Origin of the sequence: Vibrio splendidus (genome assembly GCF_002873455.1) — a bacterium.
GTDB classification, from domain to species: domain Bacteria; phylum Pseudomonadota; class Gammaproteobacteria; order Enterobacterales; family Vibrionaceae; genus Vibrio; species Vibrio splendidus_J.
The window spans coordinates 191759-215187 of the sequence record NZ_MCUN01000010.1; the positions used below are offsets into that span (position 1 = coordinate 191759).

Genomic DNA, 23429 nt, shown 5'->3' on the forward strand with positions numbered 1-23429 from the left:
AATTGAGGATGTGGATATGGAAATTGAACGATGCTGGATGCACTACCTAAAAGCTGAACAGTTAATGGAACAAGGTCACTGGCCAGAAGCACAGCGCCTTTATGGTGATGTTCTAACGTCTCTTCCTCACCACATCCAAGATGCTGCATACCAAAGCGACATCAAACCCTGTCAGTTTGCTTGTTTATTAGCAGGGCTAAGAGACGCAAGCGTAGCTCAATCAGAAATTCTTAACCGTCAGGGACTACAACAGCAAGCCTTCGACACATTGAATCAGTCTTACGCACTGATGCAGTTTATATCTCTAGAAAGCACTGAACTGATTCAACGTACTTATTCACTACTAGAGAAGCAAAGTGAAGATCTACTCAATCACTTGATCGCTTTTTGCAGTGCTCAGCGCAGCTCACATTGGATGCTTGAGCTAGAACAAATTCAGCGTGCTCATCACCATTTTGGGCAGCTAAAAACAACGTCAGAAGTTCAATCTTCACCTAATGTCTTAAATTGATAAGGATATATCATGTCGGACCGGGCCATTCTCAAAGTCAATAACCTCTCCGTTAGCTTCACAACCAATGATGGAATCATTGATGCGGTTAAAAAGGTTAACTTTACCCTTAACTCCAGCGAAACCTTGGCCATTGTTGGTGAGTCGGGTTCAGGTAAATCAGTCTCTTCTAACGCACTCATGCGTTTACTTCCTGATAACGCGATTATTGACCCTCAATCTCAAATAGAGTTTGAAGGGCAATCAATATTAGAAAAAACAGAGCGCCAAATGCAATCGATTCGGGGCGATAGAATCGGAATGATCTTTCAGGAACCGATGACCTCTCTCAACCCATACCTGCGTGTAGGCATTCAAGTGGCTGAAGCCATTATGTGTCATCGTAAGGTATCGAAATCTCAAGCAAAACAGCGCGTGCTAGAGCTCTTCAATCTTGTGCACTTGCCAATGCCAGAGCAGGCTTACAACAAGTATCCCCATGAGTTTTCAGGCGGTCAGTTACAACGCATCATGATCGCTATGGCGTTGATCAACGAGCCAGACATTCTGATTGCCGACGAACCCACCACCGCATTAGATGTGACCGTCCAAGCGGAAGTGCTTTCTCTTATCAAAGAAATCCAAAGCAAAATGGGCATGGCAATTTTGTTCATTACCCATGACCTTGGCGTAGTAAGACACTTTGCTGATCGTGTTCTGGTAATGTGCAAAGGTGAGCTAGTTGAAGAAGGGATGACTCAATCTTTATTCGAGAACCCAAGACACGATTACACACGCATGCTGATTAACTCGATTCCTAAAGGCGCTAAGGTTCCTGTTGAGGCATCAGCCCCAGAGCTATTGTCTGCTGACGATATCCGAGTTCAGTTCTTGGTTAAATCACATTTCATTAAGAGTAAAAGTCAGTACTTCGAAGCCGTAAAAGGTATTTCGTTGAACCTTAAACAGGGTGAAACCTTGGGCATTGTTGGTGAATCCGGATCAGGGAAATCAACACTGGGACGAGCGTTAATCGGTTTACTACCAAGTACCGGACGTATTGTTTATAAAGGCCAAGATGTCAGTTTATTAACCGACAAAGAACGCCATAAACTCAAGAAAGATGTACAAATGGTGTTCCAAGACCCTTATGGCTCTTTGTCACCACGTATGACAGTTGGGGAAATCATCACCGAAGGCTTAACGGTGCATCAACCTCAACTATCTAAGAAAGAACGATTGGAACGAGCACGCAAAGCGCTGATTGAAGTACGTCTAGAACCCAATTCAATTAACCGCTATCCGCATGAGTTCTCTGGCGGACAAAGACAACGTATCGCGATTGCTCGTGCGCTGATTCTTGAACCTTCTTTTATCTTGCTGGATGAACCAACATCAGCACTCGATCGCTCGGTACAACTGACCGTGATTGACCTGTTGAAAGACATTCAAACCAAGCACAACATCGGTTTCCTTTTCATCAGCCATGATCTCTCGGTAGTGAAAGCACTGTCGGATCGTGTATTAGTCATGCAAAAGGGCGAAGTGATGGAAGAAGGCTCTGCAGAAGATATTTTCAATAACCCGAAAAATGAATACACCAAGAAATTGATTGAGGCGTCATTCGACTTAGAAAATAAATCGAAAAAAAATGCCGCTTAAAGGGAACTAATCAACATTAACAGCGTCTTATAAGTACATTCTGAATAATCTCCTAATGGATTGCACTCTAGAATGGATATAGCAAAACTGGTTTGGCCGCCAAAAGAAAAATGTCGCATGGATGCGACATTTTTCGTTTCTGAAGAGTAATAATCGATCTTGAGATGTCATTCCCTGCCATCAAATCACTTCATTACAAACTAGCGATACAAAGACTTGGTCGACTCTCTAACAATTAAATCAATCGGTGGTAGTCGAGCTTCATGCCTCTCGCCAGATAACAAGTTCAAGATCGACTGAGCACACACCTCACCAATCTCTTCAATCGGCTGCCTCAACGTCGTCAGGGCTGGCGTGAAATACTTAGACGTCGGCAAATCATCAAAGCCAATCACAGACACATCTTCTGGCACTTTATAACCGTGGTCAGACAGCGCCTTAATCGCACCGTAAGCCGTTTGGTCATTAGCAGCAAACAAGGCTGAGAAGTGAACCTTAGATTCAATCAACTCTACCGTTTTCTCGTAGCCAGATTCACTACTGAAATCACCTTGTTTAACAAGTTTTGGCATCACTTTAATACCCGCCTCTTGAAGTGCTTTCTTATAGCCTTCAAAGCGATTTCCCGAATCAGGTTGACTTGAAAGCCCCTTAATATGAGCAATATTCACATGCCCTTGTTGCAGTAAATGTAAGGTTGCCATGTAGCCGCCCAACACGTTATCAATGTTGATGGAGCGGACGTTATTCTCAACAAAATCGTAGCCAACCATCACGATAGGAATGTCTTGTGCATATTTGGCAATTTCTTCCTGAGTAATACTGCCAGTCACGATGATCATGCCATCTACGTTGCTTTTTGCGAGATACTCCAACGCGTGCATTTCTAACTTTTTCTGCCAATGCCCTGTCGCGATCACTAATGAATAGCCTTGAGCGATCAGCGTTTTTTCCATGTCGTTGAGAATACGACTGGTATAGGGGCTGTCAGGGTGTTGCACCAATACACCAATAGTGAGCGAGCGTCGGTTGGTATTTTCTTGCATTTGGAAGTTAGGTTTGTAGCCCGTGTCTTTGATCGCTTGTTCTATGTTCTGACTCTTATCATCGGACACATAAGTCGTTCGATTAAGAAAACGAGAAACAGTACTTGGAGATACCCCTGCCAGTCTCGCTACATCGTATACGGTGGTTTTTTTTGTTTTTGTACGCATCTCGATACCCTAATCAAGTGACATTTGGGGAGCGTTAAGCTCCCCATCAGTTTCAACCTGCATACCACTGCTTTCGTTGAAAATCGTATCATTAAGTTAATACAAGTAGGCGAATATCATCCCCGGCCTGAAGTAGCGACCTGCGGTATATTTCAATCCCGTACTCAATAACCATTGATGAAGAACAGTGGCGTGTTCCGTTGATATTTCGCCTTGCAGCATATTAACAAATTTATCACTGTCTTTAGTCAGGCTAGGACTCACTCGACCGTCAGATAGCACACATTTTTGATATTTAAGTGCAATAAGCCAACTTTTCGCATCATTTTGTGACAATTCAAAAGACTCTGTCAGATCTTTCTCATCAATTGAGACTGAACAATTGAACCCCTCTGGCGCAGCAAAAGGAATTTTCGAATAGTCATAGAGCGCGGTATACACGGTATCCATCAATGTTTCAGCTTGTTGGTTTTTACCTGCCAAACTCAACGCGGTTGCCACACTAAACTGTACACCAATCCACACATCTTGAGCCTGAAATGCCTGATGCGGCGAACCATCGGCCAGCGTCATATTCGCGACCCCAAGCGTAGGGCTGTTGATCTCAAAGTTATGCTTATAGACGTAGTCTAGCGCACGTTGGATTCTATCTTCTGGGAAAATCCCCTCTAGACCGATGAGCTTTAGATAGCTATCAGCCAACAGCGCATCACCAAAACTGTTGTCAGAGTCCGGCACTAAATTTAAATACTCTTGTGTAAAAGCTTGAGGAGCTGTTTCGCTCAGTAAGCGTTTCTTAGAGACTCTTTGACATACCTTACTAACATCTATTGAAGTATCTGTTTGGCTAAGATAATCATTCAGAATGTTCTTATCGGCAATCGCATCGCCCGTCAACGTAAGCCCTAAGGTTTCCAATACTTGGTAGCCTTGTCCCGTTAAATGCTTAGCTTGAACAGGAGTAACGAAGAAGTGGTAATAGCCCTCTTTCTCATCCCACAAGCTTTGCTCAACCGTGACTAACGCCTTTTTCGAACGCGTTAAGTAACCCGCGGCTAGTTCGTTCTCATCCATCAATTTTGCAAGCTCGCTTGCGGCTTGAAGACCAGCGACCCAAAGGCTCGCACAGTAAATAGAGATACCGTGAGACGCAAGGTTATCAAAGGTATCGTCTGTGCCTCTGGTTAGCGGTAAATCATCGCCCTCAGCGATCAAATTCGATAAGAAATCGATGCTTTCAGTTACCGCTTGCCAACACGCTTTAACCACAGAGATATCTTGGGTGTTTTGGTAATGGCGGTGCACCATCAGAATGTATTTGGGCGCTAAGTCCTTCCACTCTTTCACGTTGTGCCAGCTATAAGCATCGGGCTGGATGTCGAATGGGCTGCCTAAGTCGTGGATTACTGCACCTCGAATGGCACGCACACCTTGGTACTTGTCATCAATCAATTCGGCATTAGGCGTCGCTTCGTATTCCCAGTATCGGCGCTCGGTAAAGTCTTCCGCCAAAATGGCTTTCGAGAACTCTTTCATCACACAGCCATCAAGCTCAGGCAGTAAGTAAAGCAGTGAAAAGGAGCCATAGAAATACACATCCAAAGAGTTAAAGAATGGGTAGTCGACACACTCTTTGACTAGGAACTTATCCTCTTTGTCCCACACAGTTGATTCCGCTAAGAAAGATAATGAATTCATTGCCATCGTTGCGTAACGAAGTACTGAATCAGGCTGAGAGATCTTAGTGTTCGCTTGTTTCAGAAAATCAGTTTGTTGTTCGACAATCTGTTGCTCAATCGCTTCTAGCTCTGGTAATACATCTTCTAACATCGGCAGAGCCGGTTTCGCTTGCGGGTAGAATTGTGTGTAAGCCTTATCTGAGTGCCAGCCATTAAGCATGACTTTACTGTGCGCCATCACCTGTGCAAAACGCAGGTCAACTGACTCTCCCGCTTCCAATTCAACCTGAACCACAACCAATCCGCTCAGAGCCTCACGGCCTGTGTAAATACCCGTTTGGAATTCGGCATTTGTGCGGCCGGTTTTCAGTGCGAACTCTGTTTGCTGAACAGTCTTAGAGGTATAAAGCGTTGGTTTCACAGAAATCGAGACCTTGCCAGATTCCGTCAAGAGATTGTCTGCTTGAACACCAAACACCACTTCGCCTTCAATATCGCTTTGATAAGGCGATTGGCTAGTCAGTTGAACACCCGTAAAACTGCGACGTTCGCCCTTTATGTTAACCACTTCATGCTTCTGAGCGATTGGATTTTGAGACAAGGTACACGCCGAATCCTGAATGCCATCGCGACCTTTTTGATAGGTTGATCCAATCAAGTTTTGTAGAGGCTGAGCAAGTGTGATCACGCGTTTTTTCGATGAATTATTAGTCAATTCAAAGTGATTCCAGTGCATCGGTAAAGAACACAGGCGTTTGTTCTCTTTAACGATCGGCGAGACTACCTTGCGTTTTATATTAATATCTTCGAAGCTATTGTATTTATATTCAGCCAATGGATACAAAGCTTGATATTCTATATCTCTGCCATTAACACTATCTATATCACAGCTATTAAGACTATCTATATCATTATTATCAACCGCAGTGAGTGATAATAATCTCGTTGTATCATTTATTAATAAACCATTAAAGAAATCTAAGGCTACATATAATTGACAAATTGTTGAATCTGAATTTTTTTCAATCAACAATTGAGTCTTATTGGAAAATTCAACCTTCCACTTTGTAAAGTTAGTTTTATTTTCTTGGTAGAAGCGACCATTTTTTAATGCTGCTCGAATTAGGTTAATCGCATTCGATATGTTTTTGCTTTCGATCTTCTTGCCATCAAACAAGGCAGGATAAAAGTTCAGGTGAACGCTCAGCTCTTGCTCATCAATGACTTGCAGCGTATCAATGGTCGGCACATTCATCACTGACGCATAAAAATCATTAAAATTAACAACTTGCTCTGAACAATCGACAAATATTCCCGGAATAAAACTGAAGTTTGGCGTGTTGCCATTTGGTGTCAGTGTAAATGTGTTACCAATTCCGCCCACCGCCATACCAGTATTTTCTGGTGTTGTAGAAATTGGCGTGTACCAAGGTTGAATAAATTCAACTGCATCACCTTTTTTACACAAGTGCTCTGAATTTCCTGAGTAGCTCGTATATGGAATTTTATTATTCATTTTAAAACCGCCATTGAATATTTTTTTCTTCTTGTTAATATCTTTTTAAAATGGAGACATCAACATGTTTAAAATTATAAATGAAAAATTTGGAAATATTGACTCAGTCACATTAATAAACCACCAGCATGGTATAGAACTTCAAATAATCAGTGGATTTGGTGCTGTTATTAATAAATATACCGTAAATAACAGTCCATTCTCTTTTATTTGTGGTTATCAGAATTATGATGAACTGATCAACCAACATCCGTTCTTTTCCCGCAGTGCTAAATTATTCCCTTTTCCAAACCGTTTAAACTTAGGTCGTTACAGTTTCGATAACCAAAACCATCAACTCCCAGCTAACTTTCCTTGGTCTGATCACGCCGTACACGGCCTGCTCTACAACCAACCTTTTTCAATCACAAACAGCGTAGCCACTGAAGAATCCGCCAGTGTGACGTTGCAGTATCAAACATCGTCTTTGCATTCAGCTTTCCCGTTTGCATTCAACCTTGAAGTGATCTTCACTGTCGATATCACGGGTAGACTCACTTCCTCAACGACCGTCTCTAATCTGGGTGATTCAGACTTCCCATTCGGTGATGCTTGGCACCCTTATTTTTCACTCGGTACTGAGCTAGCGCAATGTGGACTCGCTATGTCGCCTTGCTCTGAGGTCATACACGAAAACGACCTACCCAATGGTGAAAAGTACGCTTTTGACCGTTTGTCTTTGGACGAATCACTCATCAATCAAAGCTTAAATCATTGCTTTGAATTTGATTCCAAAACAACCAATCAACTTTCGTTTACACGCTCAGATTCGTCTGCCGCTATTCGCTATCAACAAGATGAAAGCTACCCATTCGTTCAGCTGTACACACCGACTAGCGAGCAAAGTATTGCAATAGAACCAATGACTTGCCCAGCCGACGCATTCAATAACCAGGTTGGCTTATTGACGCTTAGCCCAAACCAATCTCAAACTTTTACTTGGCAATGCCAAGCTAGCTATCTACCAAAGTGATGCAACCAAAATAAAGCCACACTAAAGAGAAACCAAAAAGCAATAAAGGGCGCATAAAGCGCCCTTCTCTTGTTAACCTAAAATCACCTCGATGGTGTGCTCACCAGATGTAAATACTGGCGCTTTATTACCTGAAATCAGGTCACCATTGACCTTCATTTCAGCCACACCCTTACAGACGTTATTCGGGTTAGTGACATGAATATGATATGTCGCACCACGGAACTGACGACGGACTTTGAATTCAGGCCATTCTGCCGGAATACATGGGTCCACCAGTAAGCCATCCACTTCAGGGCGAACACCCAGAATCCACTGCGTACCCGCCACGTACGTCCAAGAAGACGTACCTGAAAGCCACGCATTGCGCCCTAAACCAAACTGCTTATGTTCATCACCCAAAATGTTTTGTGGGTAGCAGTAAGGCTCAGATTCGAAGGTATCGATGTCATCGTTCTTAGACGCTGGATTGATTTGACGGTAGTACTCGTAAGCACGTTCGCCGTTGCCCATTTTCGCTTCTGCGATCATTACCCATGGGTTTGAATGCAAGAAGATACCGCCATTCTCTTTCGCACCTGGCGGGTATGTTGATACGCCACCTAACTGTGGATCAAAGCCGTTGTAACCCGGTGTTGAAAGCTTGATGCCATTGGTAGTGTTCAGTTTGTTGTAAACCGAATCTAGCGCTTGCGTTGCACGTTCTTGAGTCGCAAAACCAGAGATCACAGGCCAGCTTTGCCCGTTGGTGTAGATCTGACCTTGCTCGTTTTTGTGAGAACCAATTGGCAAACCTTGCTCATCGAAATAACGAACGAACCATTCACCATCCCAACCACATTCATTGACCGTACTCTGCATCTGCTGATATTGGTCCTTGAACTTAGCCGTCAGTTTCGCTTCTCCGCGCAACTCACACAGATCCAACATATCGAGCAATGCTTTACCGTACATATTGGCAACCATCATCGACTCAGCACCCGTTGGCAGATTCACTGTGTCGTTCCAGTCAGCAAAACCTAACAGTGGTAGGCCGTGCTCACCAGTATTGCAGTAAGTAAATTCAATCGCGCGGCACAGGTGATTCCAAACCGTTCCAGTTTCAAGCGCGTTGCCGTCTTTATCCTTTTGATAGAACGGGATCTCTTTATTCAAGAAGTCTGCATTTCCCGTTTCCTTCACATATTGAGTCACCGCATAGATGATCCATAGGTGATCATCACCATAGTAATCAGGGCGATCTTCTTCTTCACGTGAGTCACCCGCGTTCGCTTCCATCGTTGATGGGAAGAACTGGTGCATCGCAGAACCGTTAGTGTTCTGAACAGACAACAGACGCTCAATGAACTCACGCGCTTCTTCTGGCATGTGAGTAATTACGCCTAATGTATCTTGCGAAGAATCACGGAAACCGATGCCACGCGCGCCATAGCCAAGCTGGTACAGAGACAAGTAACGAGACCAGTTTTTGGTTGTGTGACACTGACGTGGGTTATGTACGTTAAGCATTGAGTTCATTGCAGGGTCTGGCGTTTCAACTTGAACCGCTTGTAGGTAACCATCCCAATGTTCAGCCAGTTCAGCGAAAGCAGAATCGACCACTTGATGGTCGCGGTACTTAGCTAGCAAAGGCAGTGCAGCTTCTACGCTTTCGTCTTGTGCGATTTGTACAACAGTACGCTCTGTCTGCTCTGGAGATAACCAACCTAGGCGCAGGTTCAGTGCGCCAATGTTGTCGCCACGCAAACACTCAGTATTACCCAATTCATCATTGTTTAGCGCTTCTGGCGCTGCCCATGTACCGTAGCCTAAATTACCTAAAAACGACTGGCGATCACCATCAAACGAGGTTGCAGGGCGATCTGCAGTCATCAAGTTCACTGCATAATCGCGCTTCATAAAGGCATACTGCTCAAGCACGGTATGACCCGACTCTTGCTGGTGCGCTTTAAGCGTCATGGTTTGTGGAACCCAGTCCGCATTGAGTAGCTGTTTAAGCGCATCGAAGTGTGTGAATTCGTACACAGGCACCACATCAACGTGCAGCGCTTTGTCTGAAATGTTGGTGACTTTGATGTCTTGTAGCAGTACTTGGTCAGCTTTTGGTACGAAGAAGGTCGCTTCACAACGTACACCAAATGCTTCTGCAATGATGGTTGTGTAAGACAAACCCGTGTGGTTTTCAAACTTATCCAACGGCTTCAAGGTTGGCGTGTAGAAAGGTGAGAATATTTCTACATTACCCGCTTCATCACGTACCTTGAGGTACATGGTCGAGCCTTTAAAATCTGAATTTGGCAGTTGAGCAATGTACTTGGTGATGCGGTTGAGTGCCGGATCGCCCTTACACAACAACACGCCGCCGTTGCTATCCACAATACCGCCGAAATCTAATGTGCCCACATAGTTACACCATTTGATCGGTGTACACGGTGTGGTTGCTACGTATTCTTTGTTTTTATCGTCAAAATATCCGAATTTCATCATCACTATCCCTAGCCCCTCCCAAATCAGGAGGAGCCAAAACAATTTGTCGTAAGTTGGTTGGTATCAGCTCACTGTCTGACTGAACCGTTTGAATCCGCCTTTTGAGTTAGGCTTATCGAACTCGCTTTCTTAAATAAACGGGTTCTTGCAAAATAACTAGTTCTTGTAAATCAGCTTGCTAGCGATTTTTCGCTCAGTGCATCAAACAGATGGAAAGCATCCAAATCCAAGTAAAGCGTCAGCTCTTTCACGTCCACTTCAGCAGCTTGGGTTTCAACCATTAGCGGCTGACCACCAATTTCTGTTTTCAGAAGGATGCTTGCACCTAGGAGTTCCTTGTCTTTGATTTTCACAGGGAATGGCAACACGCGGTCGTGGTCCACTTGCTCGGCACGTAGATGAATGTCTGTTGGACGAACACCGAAATGCAGCGCTAGGTTTTTCGACGCTAAAGATTTGAATCGCTCAGGAAGTGGGATTTTCACATCGCCAAGCTCTACGAAATATTCGCCTTCTGCCTCAGTCAGCTTCGCTTCCAACATGTTCATTGACGGGTTACCAATAAATTGTGCAACAAACTTATTGGCTGGGCGTTGGAACACTTCGGTTGGTGTTCCGACTTGAGCCACATAACCGTCTTTCAGGATCACGATGCGATCCGCCAGTGTCATCGCTTCGATCTGATCGTGGGTTACGTAGATCGTGGTGGTTTTAAGTTCACGGTGTAGGTGTTTGATCTCTTCACGCATCACGCCACGAAGTTTTGCATCAAGGTTCGATAGCGGCTCATCAAACAAGAAGACCTTGGGCGTACGAACCATTGCACGACCCATTGCCACACGCTGACGTTGCCCACCAGAAAGCTCTTTCGGCTTACGGTTCAGTAGTGGGTCAAGCTCAAGCATTTTCGCCGCTTTTAGCACTTCTGCGTCGATTTCAGCTTTCGGCATGCCTTTCAGTTTTAGCGCAAACGCGATGTTCTCGTACACGGTCATGTGCGGGTACAGTGCGTAGCTTTGGAATACCATCGCTAAGTCACGGTCTTTCGCGTCGACCTTATTCATCAGCTTGCCGCCAACTACAATGTCACCAGAGCTGATGCTTTCAAGACCAGCAAGCATACGTAGCGTTGTCGATTTACCACAGCCAGATGGGCCAAGGAAAACAACGAACTCACCGTCTTCAACCGTAAAATCAAACTCTTTTACAACTTCAACGTCGCCAAATGATTTTTTGATGTTCTTAAATTCAACTTTAGCCATTACTTGTTCTCCTCAGCGCGCTCTAGAAGCATATTTTGGTACGCGATAGCACTCTGTTTTAGTGTTCTTTTTTGGGTTTGGTAATCAACGTGGACAATGCCAAAGCGTTGGCAGTAGCCGAATGCCCACTCAAAGTTGTCCATCAGGCTCCACGCGAAGTAGCCATCGACTTTTACGCCGGCTTCTACTGCGTTATGCACCGCTTCGATATGACCTTGGAAATAACGAACTCGTTGCTCATCCATCACTTGTCCGTTAACACACTCGTCGTTGCCTGCAGCACCGTTCTCTGTGATGTAGATTGGCGGCATATTTTCGTAGCGAGCATCCAGTCTTACCAATAAATCGGTTAAACCTTGTGGGTTGATCTCCCAACCAATATAGGTGTGTTCAGCATCGGTTTGTTTGACCGATTCAATATCGCCGTTCTCATTAAAGCGAGCGACATTGCGTGTGTAGTAGTTGATGCCGATGTAATCGACTGGTGCGCTGATGATGTCTAAGTCACCGTCAAGGATCATCGGCATGTTCATCGCTTGGCGTTCAACCACAAGCTGTGGGTACTCACCTTTTAATACTGGGTCAATGAACCAGTGGTAATTCTCGGCTTCACAGTAGTCTGCTGCCGCTTCATCTTGTGGCGTGAACGGATAAGCCGGAGTCGCGTTGAATACCACACCATGCTTAGCATGAGGCGCATTGTTACGAAGAATCGGCATCGCCAAGCCGTGTGCCAACATTAGGTGGTGAGAGGCTAAGTAGCCCTCTTTTTCACCCTTGATTCCTGGCGCATGCTCACCCCAACGGTAACCTAGGAATGCAGAGACAAACGGTTCGTTGAGCGTGGTGTATACATCAATGTTGTCACCAAAGTATTTGCTCACCACTTCTGCGTATTCTGCAAATTTGTAAGACGTTTCGCGGTTTAGCCAGCCACCTTTGTCTTCAAGGTATTGCGGTAGATCCCAGTGATATAGCGTTACGTAAACCTTCATGCCACGAGCATGACACTCGTCGATGATCTGACCGTAAAACTCTAGGCCTTGCTGATTCACGACACCGTCTTGCGGCAGGATGCGTGGCCATGCAATAGAGAGACGGTAAGCATCAACGCCTAAACCTTGAATCATCTCGATATCTTGTTGCCACAAGTGGTAATGATCACACGCCACGTCGCCATTATCGTTATTATCGACCTTGCCAGGCGTCTTACAGAAAGTGTCCCAGATAGACGGTGTACGACCACCCTCTTCAACGCCGCCTTCAATTTGGTATGAAGATGTCGCGACACCGAATACAAATTCCTTACTGCGTAACTTTGAATCACTTGGAAGTTGATATTTATTCATTGTTATAACCCTTAAACCTAACCTTTGACTGCGCCGGACGTTAAACCACTGATCATCTGTTTCGATGCGAACAGGTAAGTAATCACGAGTGGCAAAATTGAAATTGTGGTACCTAGCATTACCGCGCCCCATGGCGTATTCGGAATGCCTTGAACGCTTCGTAGCGCCTGTGTAATCACGTAATTATCTGGGTTGTTAAGCACAACTAGAGGCTGCATGAACATGTTCCAGAAGAAAACGAATTGAACGATAGCCAGTGTTGCCAATGCAGGCTTCATCAGTGGCAGTACCACGCTCCAGTACGTTCTGAACTCACCTGCACCATCCAATTTCGCCGCTTCAAGCAGCTCTTTTGGAATCGATGCAATCACGTGCTGGCGCATCAAAAAGATACCAAATGGCGTGGTGGTGAATGGTAGCCATACCGCCATATGGTTATCTAGCAAGCCTAAGAATTTCACGATCATGAAGTAAGGGATTAAGCTCAGCACAGGCGGAATTGCCATTGAGCCAACCAACATACCGAACAACACGTTCTTACCGCGGAACTTAAACACAGCAAATGCGTAACCACCCATGCTACAAAACAGCAGCGATATGGTGGTCCCCAAGAAAGCCACGTAAATCGAGTTAAACATCGCTTTCCAAAACGGCATGATTTCAAGCAGTTTTGCATAGTTGATTGCTAAGCTATCGCCAATCGCAAAGCTAATGCCCGTGCCGAAAATTTCAGAGCGGTCACGAGTTGATAGTAGTGCTGACCACACGAACGGGAATACCGTAATAATCGCTGAAACAACCAGTAAGATGCCTAGCATAACCATCAAGATTTTTGTCATGATGAACATGGCACGTTCGCTTGGTATCAAGCCACTTAGTGGTGAGGTATTTGTCTTAATTGATGTCGACATATTAATGTTCCCCTAAGCCTTTCTTACCGAAGAGTAAAAATTGAACCAATGTACAAGTCGCGATAAGTGCAAACAGTAACCACGAGATAGCCGATGCTGTGCCCATTTCTAGCCATTCCCAACCCACTTTGTAAAGGTACATCGAAATGGTTAAACCAGATTGACCTGTACCACCCGTACCACGCGTTAAGACGAACGGTTCTTCAAACATTTGCAGGTTACCGATGATGGTCATCGTGATAGCAAAGAAGATAAACGGGCGAATCATGGGTAATGAGATATTCCAGAAGCGGCGGAAGGCATTGGCACCATCCATACGAGCCGCTTCCAAAATGTCTTTAGGAATCGTCATTAAACCTGTGGTGTAAAGAACGATGTTAAAACCGGTGTATTTCCAGAAAACCATGATCGCGATAGACGGCTTCACCATAGTGGCATCCTCTAACCATCGGATTGGTTGATAATCGTTAACCCAAGCGAATGCCCAGCCAAACAAGGTACTATCAGCCAATGCCATCAACGTTTGGTTAATAATTCCTGAGTTAGGAGAGTACATATTGAAGAAAATCAGTGACGCTGCGACCGTTGATGTAATGAACGGTAGAAAATACGCTGATGTTAACCAGTGACGCATACGGTCACCCATTGAAACCAACATGTAAGCCACTGGAATAGCAACCAAGTGCTGAGCCACGCCTGATGTAACCGCTAGCCACAATGTGTTCTTCAACGAACGCCATAACCATGGGTCAGTCAATGCAATGTAATAGTTCTCAAAACCAACGAACTCCATCGCATCCATGCCTCTTACCGGATTCCACTCGTGGAACGACAGGTAAACAGAGAACAACAGCGGGAAGATCCCAAATACAGAAAAAATGATCAGAAACGGCAGAAGAAATCCATACGGTGAAAGCGCTTTCAAATTTAGACGAGAAAAAAAGCTTTGCTCCGAAGGTTCTATCGTTGTGCTCGCTGTATGATTCATAGTAACGACCTCTTAAAAAGGAAGCGCGTTATCCACGCTTCCTCACTTACTTAAAGTAAAAACAAATTAAAGATTACGCGTGCGACGCTTGATTAGACGCTCTGCCTCTTTTAGCGCAGTCTTGATGTCTTTACCCTCATCAAGTACTTCCATCAATGCGTTCTCTAAGATAATAGAACGTGCAACGTGGTCGCCTTGTGCTGGAGATACTGGTTTGATGTTTTGCGCAACTTCAGCAAACAGAAGGCGTGCTTTTTGTCCGCCTAAGAACTCCATCTCTTCTTGGAATAACTCATCGTCATACGTGGTTACGTTAGAAGGGAAGGCCGCGATAGTTTCAAAGGCACCCAATTGAACATCACGATCAGTTGTCATATATTCGATAAGAGCCCACGCTTCATCTGGGTTGTCTGATTGAGTTGGAATAGAAAGGAATGAACCACCCCAGCTTCCGTAGATGCCATCTGGAAGGTTAGATACTGCCCATTTACCCGCTGTATCTGGAGCCATCCAGTTTTGAAGGTGACCTAACAGCCATGCGCCAGATAGTTGAGTTGCTAAAGTGCCGTTACGGAAACCTTCGTACCACTCGTTAGACCAAGCCAGAATTTGACCATCTAAGCCTTTGTCACGAATCTCTTTCGCTACTTCAAAAGCGTGAACGAAACGTTCTGACGTCACAACTGGGTTGCCATCTTTATCGAAGTAAAGGCCTTCACCTTCAGGAACAGTCGTAAAGATAATCGCTTGTGCAACGTCTGCTGCTGAAGCGATAAGTTGTACGTTTTGCTCTTTCAGTTTTTCACCAGCAGCAATGTATGAATCCCAATCTTTGATTGCTTCTTCTACATCAATACCTGCTTTTTCGAATACATCTGTGCGGTAGTACATAACACCAGGACCTAGATCCACAGGAATACCGTACATGTTGCCATCAGCGCCTTTGCCTTGTGCCCATGCGTAAGGTGCGAATCGTTCTTCGTACTTATCTGCGCCGTAGTTTTCAGACAAGTTAACTAAGCCACCAGAACCCACGAATGGACCGATTTTTTCTACATCTACAACGATCACATCACCTGCACCAGAGCCCGTTGCTAGGTTAGTCGTTAATTTGGTGTGGTGGTCACCGTGGTTGTTCATAAGGTAATCAACTTTAATCCCTGTTTCCTTTTCGAAATCAGGCAGTAACACCTTCAGGCTGCTATCGAAATCAGGGAAACCATCGAAACGAATTTCTTTGTCAGCCGCATTAACAGCCGTTGTACCTAATCCTAAAGCAACCGCGCATGAAAGCGCTAAGGTCTTAAATTTCATGTTCTATCCTTAATATTTTTATAGGGTAACTGGTAAATCCGATACCGAGTTTCTAGTGACCAACGTCGGCAGCAATTTAAAGTTCACGTCATGTTTGATTTTTTTTAGCTTCTGTAGAGTGAGCTGTACTGCTTCAACGCTCATCTCTTCGATAGGGAAATTAATGGTGGTCAAACTAGGTGTCAGATAGCGCGCGAAGATGGTGTTATCGAAGCCCACTAGTGATACATCTTTCGGAACAGACAGCCCCTCTTGATGCAACACCTCGAAGGCGCCAAATGCCATGTGATCATTGGAAGCAAATACTGCTGTGAAATGACACTTACGATTAATCAGCTTCTTCATAGCACTTATGCCAGTCTCTTCAGTAAAGCCCGCTTCCGAGACTAAAGCTTCATCGTATGGCACACCCGCTTCTTCCAAGGCCTTTCGATACCCCTGCAAACGCCCCCTAGCATCTGCTTTATCTAAAGGCCCGGTAATACACGCGATATCTGTATGTCCCTTTTGCAAAAGATATTGAGTAGCGAGTAGCCCCCCGACTTCGTTATCAATATCTATGCAACTCATCGCCATTTCGGGGATGAAGCGGTTAATCAAAACCACAGGGGTCCCCTGTTCTTCCAATTCAATTAAATAGTCATCACTCAGCAGTTGAGTATGAAGAATCAAAGCATCAACTCGACGCCCCAATAAAAACTCTACAGACTCGCGCTGCCCTTGCTCTGTGTTAGAACCCGCCGTGACAACAGCGTGGTAACCAAAGCGGCGTAGGTTCTCTTCTATGCAATGCAAGATGCCTGAATAAAACGAACCGCCAAGTTCTGGAACAACAACACCAACACTACCTGTACGACTTGACGCCAAGGCTTGAGCGATAGAATTAGGACGATAGCCTAACTCTTTGATCGCTTTTTCTACCTTTAGCTTCTTGTCATGACTGACTCTACTGGTGCCATTAATGACTCTAGACACTGTCGCCTGAGACACACCTGCATGTTCCGATACGTGTTTAATTGTCGCCACTCGAACCTCGATACTTCATTAGCTTGTAACCGCTTTCAAAACGATTATTAAAGAAAGGCGTCTTGGTTGAAGTGAGTGGCATCACACTAAAGTTGGAGGTAAAAAGGCCAGTTGTGGAAATCATGAAAGCGCTTACAGATTCCCTTCACGTCATGAAACTGTTTCATGGGATTATTGTTTACATTATCAGTATGACGTTCGATTACTTACTCATCAGATCAAACAAGTACGTCAAAATCCATTTTTTGAAAGCGTCATTTCATGATAAATCCGCAGCTGACGGCAATATACACAGAGACAAAATACGCGAGGAAATTGACCTTATTATTTCAAGGATAACCCGAAATTGTATGAGAACATTTCACTGCTTCTTTAATTCACGCACCCAGAGACAAAAAAGCCCAGCGCAAGGCTGGGCGTGAAATTATCGACAAACTCGATGCTGTGTTTAACCCCTGACATGTGGATGCTTCGCTAACTTAAATTCCTGCGTTAACGAAAACTGCTCTTGGGACATCACTTCAAGCTGTTGACCATGTGAAAAAAGCAGTTGAGAACGCTTGGAGTTCTCTTCTGCCAACATGTGTATCTGGCTGATATTTTGAGTGACTTGAGAGGCCACAACCTGATGTTCGGTGGTCGCGGTAGCGATCTGATGGCTTCTTTGTTCAACTTCATTGAGAAGATCAAACACAGTGGAGATTGAGTGATTAACCTCTCCAGTCTGTTCTACGCATTGAATCATCCCCTCCACACATTGGTTAATTTGCTCAACCGCCAACTTAGAGCTGGTTTGCAGTTGTTCAATTTTATTGTGGATCTCTTGAGTTGATGCATTGGTTTTCGCTGCCAATACTCGAACTTCATCAGCAACCACAGAAAAACCTCTTCCTTGCTCCCCTGCTCGTGCCGCTTCAATAGCCGCGTTAAGTGCCAATAGATTGGTTTGTTCTGAGATGCCCGATATCACATCGAGAATCGAGCCAATACTAGCACTCTCTTTTTCAAGCTGAGCAATGGTCACTGTCGATTCAGCCAGTTGACTTTCTAAACCGCTCATCATCTCGACGCTTTTATCCATGGTCTTTTGACCATCACTTGAACTGGATACCGCTTCAGTCACTAGTGTTAAAGTTTGGTTAGCCGCTTGAGTGATTTCCGTCACTGAGCACTCAATCTGCTCCATCGCTGTTGCCACCATAACAGTTTGATTGGTTTGGTCTTGCATCGCTTCACGCAGTGAACTACTCGTGCTCTGGTTCTCCAAAGAAGCTTGCTGTAAGTGCATCGACGACTGACGCATGTTCTCAATCATTTGAGCTAGATGGCTGATCACCAAATTAACTTTGTCACTCACTGAACCAAATTCATTATTAGCTTGATACTCAACCTTAGAACTCAGGTCTTTGTTCGCTACTTGGTCTAACGCACTTTGCACTAATTTACTTGGCTTGCGGATCCCTTTAGCAATGTTCAACCCGATCAACATGGCAATGAAAACCGATGACGCTGAGATGATGACCTGCATCAAAAGTGCTTGTTCAGAAGACTCCATCGACTCTTGATACAAACCTGTCGCGGTGTTTTCGGCGTACATAGAAAGCTCGTCGAAATGAGCTAACTGGACATCAATTAGCTGTTCTATCTCCACTTTTTGTTCAGTTATTGATTCATGCAACTTAACGGTTTCCATGTGTGTAGACACTGAGCCTTGCGCTGAAAAGGCATGGGACGTGAGCAATGACAAAGACTGCTTACTCCGGCGTAGCAAAGACGAGTCCAGATTATCCAGTTCTGATACAGCTTGTTCGAGTCGCTCTTTACGACTTTGTAGGCGACGCTCAACACCACGAACCTCCGATGAGGTTTGCAGAGAGAAAGCCTCATTCGCTTCTGCCGCAATCAAGCCCAACTGAACCAGTAATGCTTCTACCGCTTTTTGCGTTACATCTGAGCTTGCGCTCGCCAATTGATTAACCAAAGTATTGTTAAGTTGATTCACTACCGATTGAAATTGTGTCTGCTCCATCGAACCGAGGTCTTTGCTATCCAGATACTCAACGTAAAGTTCTAATACCAGATCTATCTTATCGATAGTCGACACGCCTGTTTGAGCGATATTGTTAAGCATGGCTTCCATTTGTGAGCCTGCTGCGCCTTTACCTTCAAACCAGCTCAATTGCGTCTGATACAGCTCGATTTTATTCAAGACGGTTTGTTTCAGTGGTTCAAGTTCATCAATGTAATTGGCGGATAAATAGGGAGTGGTGCTGCGATTAATATCCAAGAATCGAATCGTCAGCGCAGAGGATTGAAGCATTAAAGGAGTTGCTTGTTGAGTGATGGTTTCGATGTGTGAGGTTATGTTCTTGTTGCTGCTAATACTCAACAATGCGCTACCAAGCATGATGACTATCAGCGTGAAGAAACCTAAATAAACTCGAGACACTATGGAAGAAAGCCTCATCGTTATTCCTTGATCTAGTGGCGAAAAAAAGGGCACAAAAAATGTGCCCAAGAATGGAGTTAATTGAAACGTGCCCTAATCAATCTGCCTTTAGGGCTAAAACGGACAGTATTTACGTGCTCTTAAAAAGCATGGATATTCGAAAGCATAAGATTTGAAAGTATGACTCTTTGAAAATATGCCTAATTCAAAGAGTTGATCTTTCTAGCTTGTGATTACCACCAAGCTTCAAACATTGCACCGAACGACAATGTATCAACATTGGTTGTCTTCACTGTGTTGCCTTTCGTTTCTACATCACCCACGGTTGTGTAGAAGCGAAGCATTGGACGACTCCAAGGTAAGCCACCTAGAGATACGTTTTGAGACAGAGTGACTTTCCATGCGTTCTCTTCACCGTCATCATCGTAATCAACCATACCGTAGCCCGCTTCTAACCATGTAGAGTGCACATCATCCCATTGGTACTGTGGACGGACGATACCTGCGTATTCAGTATTCTCACGATCTAAGTCTGAGCCAGAATTGTCTTTGTAAGACACTAGGTAATCGATGATGAACTGTTCAGATGCCGCGTAGCTACCCTCAACACTTGCATACAAAGTCTGGTAGTCACCTTTAAGGTCGTATACTGATGAATCCGCACCGTCACCGTATTTAACAACCAACTTGTTAGAGTCGCCCAAGCCTAATGTTGCACCTACTAGGTATGCCGTTTCATCGCTGACTTTCTGCCCCTGAGTTACCACTGGCTTCATCGTGTCTGTCACTGGATCGTATACGTATTCAGTTGTCGTTGACGTATCCGCTTCGCTAGATGCAAAACCATAGTTCGCGTAGAAATCTAGGTTACCAATGCCAGCATCAATACTGTGTAGTTTAGCAGTCACGGCGTATCGACCATTATCATTTACGAGGCCGCCTTTCACTTGGCCAACAAAGCCCATATCTAGCTTAGCGCCGCCGAAATCTAGGTTGTTAAAGCCAGCGCCTTGACCATCGTGTGTCATCCAGAAGTAATCGTTCAAACCTTGTTGCGGACGTTGATGGAAGTCACGACCAGCCCACATATAAAGTTCTGGTTGGCTTTCAAATACGTTGGTTACACCTGCGTACATTTTTTTCATACTTAGGCCGCCGTCGTCAGCCCAAGCGTCTGCTTCCCAGTGGTCAGCCATGAATACGATATCCCAAATAGCACCATTGTCAGCTTCGAATAACTTAGCTAGCTGAACCTCACCACCATTGGCTTCGTTACCCAAACGACCGACAGAACGACCTGTTGTACCGATGTCTACGTAACGCTCATCACCGCTCTTGTAGTGAGCGCCGTAACGAGCATAACCAGAGAAGACGATGCCATCTGGCACCTTAGTTTCTGCAGTTAAAACTGCGGGTTGTTGATCGTTAATATAATCAATATCAACAACCTTAGATTCTAACTCTTGAATTCGTTTTTCTAGTGCTTCGATATTAGTATCAGCAGCAAAAGAAGAGAGTGAAGCAAGCGACGCCGCCACTGCGACTGTTATTGGCAAAAGCTTAAATTTTTGCATTTTATTTCCCTATTATTTTTTTGAGTTTTCATCGAACAGGGAAATATTAAGCAATGAAAGAGTTGAAAAGTTGGTCGCTGTTCACACTGATAAATCAGCCTAAATGCCATGAAACTTTTAGAGAATTCGTGCAGAAAAATACTGCCTTTAGAACAACAAGTTGCACTCGAAAATGCGTAACATATCAGCTTGAAATCGCTTTCATTTCATCAGTATTGGTGGCCGCTATCACGAAAAAGTGTGTAGTAAAGAGACGAGAATAGAGTGCATTTTTGATTGGCTTTCATATATATGAAAAGCCTCAAAATCTAAGGCGAATTTTGAGGCTTTTTGGTTTGAGTCAAATACCCAGCTATCTAAAATCAAGTATTCGCTAAAGTGAATCTAGAAGCTCTATTCCCATATTGAACAGAGTAAATGCGTAGATATCTGCTGTTAAATCGATAGCTTTGCTCAGCGGTATTCCTGCGCCATGGCCAGCATTCACATCAATACGAATCATCACGGGGGTGTCACCTTGATGCTTATCTTGCAGTTCTGAGATGAACTTATAAGAGTGTGCGGGCACAACACGGTCATCATGATCGGCGGTAGTGACCAGAGTTGCTGGATAGTCCGTGCCACGCACCACATTATGAACCGGTGAATAGCCAAGTAGGTATTCGAACATCTCTTTGCTTTGCGCTGAAGTACCGTAGTCGTAAGCCCAGCCTTCGCCAGAAGTAAAAGTGTGGTAACGCAACATGTCCAGTACCCCAACGGCAGGCAAGGCCACTTTAAACAGTTCAGGCCTTTGTGTCATACAAGCGCCTACTAGCAAGCCTCCGTTAGAACCGCCGCGGATCGCTAACTTATCACTGCTGGTGTAGTTTTCTTCGATTAAGAACTCCGCAGCAGCAATAAAGTCGTCAAATACGTTTTGCTTTTGTTGTTGAGTGCCGGCTTTGTGCCATGCCTTACCGTATTCACCGCCGCCACGTAAGTTAGGCACGGCATACACGCCACCCAACTCCAACCAGCTGCCGACCGTACCAGAGAAAGCAGGCGTTAGGCTGACATTGAAACCACCATAGGCGTACAACATGGTTGGGTTATTGCCATCTAACACTAATCCCTTCTTATAAGAGATAAGCATCGGAACCTTGGTGCCATCCTTCGACGTATAGAAGACTTGTTTAGACTCAAATTGATCCGACTCAAACGGAGACTCAGAGCGTTGGTAGACTTCAGAGCTTCCAGATTCAACATCAAAAGAGAAAATCGTTGGCGGCGTTACATAGTTGGTAAAGGTGTAATAAAGCTGAGTTTGCTCGTTTTTTCCACCTAAGCCACTGGCCGTTCCCAGCCCAGGCAAATGAATTTCACGAACCAGATTACCTTGGTAATCCAACTGCTCAATCTTAGACACCACATCCACCATGTAGTGAGCAAACAAGTAACCACCGCCCGTGCTGATATCCAATGGTTGTGGCTTTTCAGGGATGATTTCGAGCCATTTCCCATCGCGAGTATCAAAGCTCACCACCTTGCCATTAGGCGCATCGAGATTGGTGTATAAAATGAAGACTTCATCTTGATTATCGATGAGGTAAGTGTCGCTATCCACATGATCAATCAGCGTGTTCAGTGACTGTTCTTGTGAGTTTAAATCGATATAGAACAACCTATTACCCGATGTCGACTCTCGCCCTAGAATGATCAAGTAACGGTCGTCCTCAGTGGTATAGCCTGATACATAGCGGTGTTGCTCGGCGTTGCTCTCACCAAAAATTATCTTATCGCTGGCTTGCTCAGTGCCCAATTCATGGAAGTAAAGCTTGTGTTGTTCGTTACGTGCAGAAAGCTGGCTGCCGTCTGGCTTATCGTAGCTAGAGTAATAAAAGCCGCGATTACCCAACCAAGAAATGCCGGTAAACTTCGCATCGGTGATTTCAGCTTCATGCTGCTTTTTAGTCTCGGTATCAATCACAAAGATCTTACGCCAGTCACTACCACCCTCTGAAATGCTATACGCCGCCAAGCTATAATCTTTGGAAAACGACACAGAACCCAGTGATGTAGTGCCATCTTGCGAGAAGGTGTTCGGATCTAAGAAAACCTCTTCTTGTTGCCCTTCTTTCTGACGATAGAGAATACTGTGATTCTGCAGGCCATCGTTCTTATAGAAGTAGGTGTAATCTCCTCGTACAAACGGCTGCGAGCTCTTTTTGTAGTCTTGCGCTTTTGCTAATCGCTCTCGCAGTTCTGCTCGATACGGAATTTGAGCAAGGTAATCGAACGTCACTTCATTTTGACTTGCCACCCACTGCGCGGTTTCATCACTTCTATCGTCTTCTAACCAGCGATAAGGGTCTTCGACTATTTGATCAAAATAGTCATCGTTGACGATCTGTTGGTTAGTCATTGGATATTGATACTCTTTAAAATCGCTCATCGTGATCCTTATTTTATATGCTGTAATGCTATGACTCTGCTCATGAAACCAAGTTTTCTTAT

General features: G+C 44.6%; 15 protein-coding genes. 3 read left to right on the forward strand and 12 right to left on the reverse strand.

Annotated elements, in window-relative coordinates:
* The first annotated feature begins 16 nt into the window (after nt 1-16).
* Nucleotides 17-511 (forward strand): hypothetical protein, encoded by a 495-nt coding sequence (locus BCU75_RS09925; protein WP_076674910.1) that lies wholly within the window; start codon nt 17-19, stop codon nt 509-511.
* A gap of 12 nt (nt 512-523) precedes the next feature.
* Complete coding sequence (locus tag BCU75_RS09930; protein WP_102473731.1) at nt 524-2152, forward strand: ABC transporter ATP-binding protein; 1629 nt, start codon at nt 524-526, stop codon at nt 2150-2152.
* 200 nt (nt 2153-2352) lie between these two features.
* Here BCU75_RS09930 and BCU75_RS09935 read toward each other — a convergent pair whose 3' ends face one another.
* Together BCU75_RS09935 and BCU75_RS09940 are read right to left on the reverse strand one after the other, a co-directional pair.
* Entirely contained in the window at nt 2353-3366 is a 1014-nt protein-coding gene (locus BCU75_RS09935; protein WP_004732795.1) for a LacI family DNA-binding transcriptional regulator, read from the reverse strand.
* A gap of 96 nt (nt 3367-3462) precedes the next feature.
* A complete protein-coding gene (locus tag BCU75_RS09940) occupies nt 3463-6561 on the reverse strand; it encodes a GH116 family glycosyl hydrolase (protein WP_102473732.1) in 3099 nt (1032 codons plus the stop codon).
* Between the two features lie 64 nt (nt 6562-6625).
* Here BCU75_RS09940 and BCU75_RS09945 point away from each other — a divergent pair, with 64 nt between their 5' ends.
* Nucleotides 6626-7573: an aldose 1-epimerase gene (locus BCU75_RS09945; RefSeq protein WP_102473733.1), complete on the forward strand. Its 948-nt coding sequence runs from the start codon at nt 6626-6628 to the stop codon at nt 7571-7573.
* Nucleotides 7574-7645: 72 nt separating this feature from the next.
* Here the strand turns inward: BCU75_RS09945 and BCU75_RS09950 are convergent, their stop codons facing one another.
* From BCU75_RS09950 to BCU75_RS10005, 10 genes are all read right to left on the reverse strand, one after another.
* Complete coding sequence (locus BCU75_RS09950; RefSeq protein ID WP_102466951.1) at nt 7646-10060, reverse strand: GH36-type glycosyl hydrolase domain-containing protein; 2415 nt, start codon at nt 10058-10060, stop codon at nt 7646-7648.
* A gap of 170 nt (nt 10061-10230) precedes the next feature.
* Nucleotides 10231-11322: an ABC transporter ATP-binding protein gene (locus tag BCU75_RS09955; RefSeq protein WP_102466950.1), complete on the reverse strand. Its 1092-nt coding sequence runs from the start codon at nt 11320-11322 to the stop codon at nt 10231-10233.
* Nucleotides 11322-12671: a GH1 family beta-glucosidase gene (locus BCU75_RS09960; protein ID WP_102466949.1), complete on the reverse strand. Its 1350-nt coding sequence runs from the start codon at nt 12669-12671 to the stop codon at nt 11322-11324. Before BCU75_RS09960 ends, BCU75_RS09955 begins: the two co-directional genes overlap by 1 nt.
* 17 nt (nt 12672-12688) lie before the next feature.
* Complete coding sequence (locus tag BCU75_RS09965) at nt 12689-13582, reverse strand: carbohydrate ABC transporter permease (RefSeq protein WP_076674890.1); 894 nt, start codon at nt 13580-13582, stop codon at nt 12689-12691.
* Between the two features lies 1 nt (nt 13583).
* Entirely contained in the window at nt 13584-14570 is a 987-nt protein-coding gene (locus BCU75_RS09970) for a carbohydrate ABC transporter permease (RefSeq protein ID WP_076674887.1), read from the reverse strand.
* Nucleotides 14571-14636: 66 nt separating this feature from the next.
* On the reverse strand, nt 14637-15884 hold the full coding sequence (locus tag BCU75_RS09975) for an ABC transporter substrate-binding protein (RefSeq protein WP_102466948.1): 1248 nt from the start codon (nt 15882-15884) through the stop codon (nt 14637-14639).
* Between the two features lie 18 nt (nt 15885-15902).
* Nucleotides 15903-16910 carry a LacI family DNA-binding transcriptional regulator gene (locus BCU75_RS09980; RefSeq protein WP_009846150.1) on the reverse strand — a complete coding sequence of 336 codons (1008 nt, stop codon included), beginning with the start codon at nt 16908-16910 and terminating at the stop codon, nt 15903-15905.
* Between the two features lie 448 nt (nt 16911-17358).
* Complete coding sequence (locus BCU75_RS09990) at nt 17359-19377, reverse strand: methyl-accepting chemotaxis protein (protein WP_102466946.1); 2019 nt, start codon at nt 19375-19377, stop codon at nt 17359-17361.
* Nucleotides 19378-19592: 215 nt separating this feature from the next.
* The gene (locus BCU75_RS09995) at nt 19593-20933 is read right to left on the reverse strand and encodes a carbohydrate porin (RefSeq protein ID WP_102466945.1); all 1341 of its coding nucleotides are present in this window, start codon (nt 20931-20933) and stop codon (nt 19593-19595) included.
* 373 nt (nt 20934-21306) lie between these two features.
* Entirely contained in the window at nt 21307-23367 is a 2061-nt protein-coding gene (locus BCU75_RS10005) for a prolyl oligopeptidase family serine peptidase (RefSeq protein ID WP_102473735.1), read from the reverse strand.
* Nucleotides 23368-23429 lie beyond the last annotated feature (62 nt).

Excerpts from the sequence above, each read along its gene's own strand:
- BCU75_RS09925 (WP_076674910.1), top strand. The coding sequence starts at position 17 with ATGGAAATTGAACGATGCTGGATGCACTACCTAAAAGCTGAACAGTTA.
- BCU75_RS09930 (WP_102473731.1), top strand. The coding sequence starts at position 524 with ATGTCGGACCGGGCCATTCTCAAAGTCAATAACCTCTCCGTTAGCTTC.
- BCU75_RS09935 (WP_004732795.1), bottom strand. The coding sequence starts at position 3,366 with ATGCGTACAAAAACAAAAAAAACCACCGTATACGATGTAGCGAGACTG.
- BCU75_RS09940 (WP_102473732.1), bottom strand. The coding sequence starts at position 6,561 with ATGAATAATAAAATTCCATATACGAGCTACTCAGGAAATTCAGAGCAC.
- BCU75_RS09945 (WP_102473733.1), top strand. The coding sequence starts at position 6,626 with ATGTTTAAAATTATAAATGAAAAATTTGGAAATATTGACTCAGTCACA.
- BCU75_RS09950 (WP_102466951.1), bottom strand. The coding sequence starts at position 10,060 with ATGATGAAATTCGGATATTTTGACGATAAAAACAAAGAATACGTAGCA.
- BCU75_RS09955 (WP_102466950.1), bottom strand. The coding sequence starts at position 11,322 with ATGGCTAAAGTTGAATTTAAGAACATCAAAAAATCATTTGGCGACGTT.
- BCU75_RS09960 (WP_102466949.1), bottom strand. The coding sequence starts at position 12,671 with ATGAATAAATATCAACTTCCAAGTGATTCAAAGTTACGCAGTAAGGAA.
- BCU75_RS09965 (WP_076674890.1), bottom strand. The coding sequence starts at position 13,582 with ATGTCGACATCAATTAAGACAAATACCTCACCACTAAGTGGCTTGATA.
- BCU75_RS09970 (WP_076674887.1), bottom strand. The coding sequence starts at position 14,570 with ATGAATCATACAGCGAGCACAACGATAGAACCTTCGGAGCAAAGCTTT.
- BCU75_RS09975 (WP_102466948.1), bottom strand. The coding sequence starts at position 15,884 with ATGAAATTTAAGACCTTAGCGCTTTCATGCGCGGTTGCTTTAGGATTA.
- BCU75_RS09990 (WP_102466946.1), bottom strand. The coding sequence starts at position 19,377 with ATGAGGCTTTCTTCCATAGTGTCTCGAGTTTATTTAGGTTTCTTCACG.
- BCU75_RS09995 (WP_102466945.1), bottom strand. The coding sequence starts at position 20,933 with ATGCAAAAATTTAAGCTTTTGCCAATAACAGTCGCAGTGGCGGCGTCG.
- BCU75_RS10005 (WP_102473735.1), bottom strand. The coding sequence starts at position 23,367 with ATGAGCGATTTTAAAGAGTATCAATATCCAATGACTAACCAACAGATC.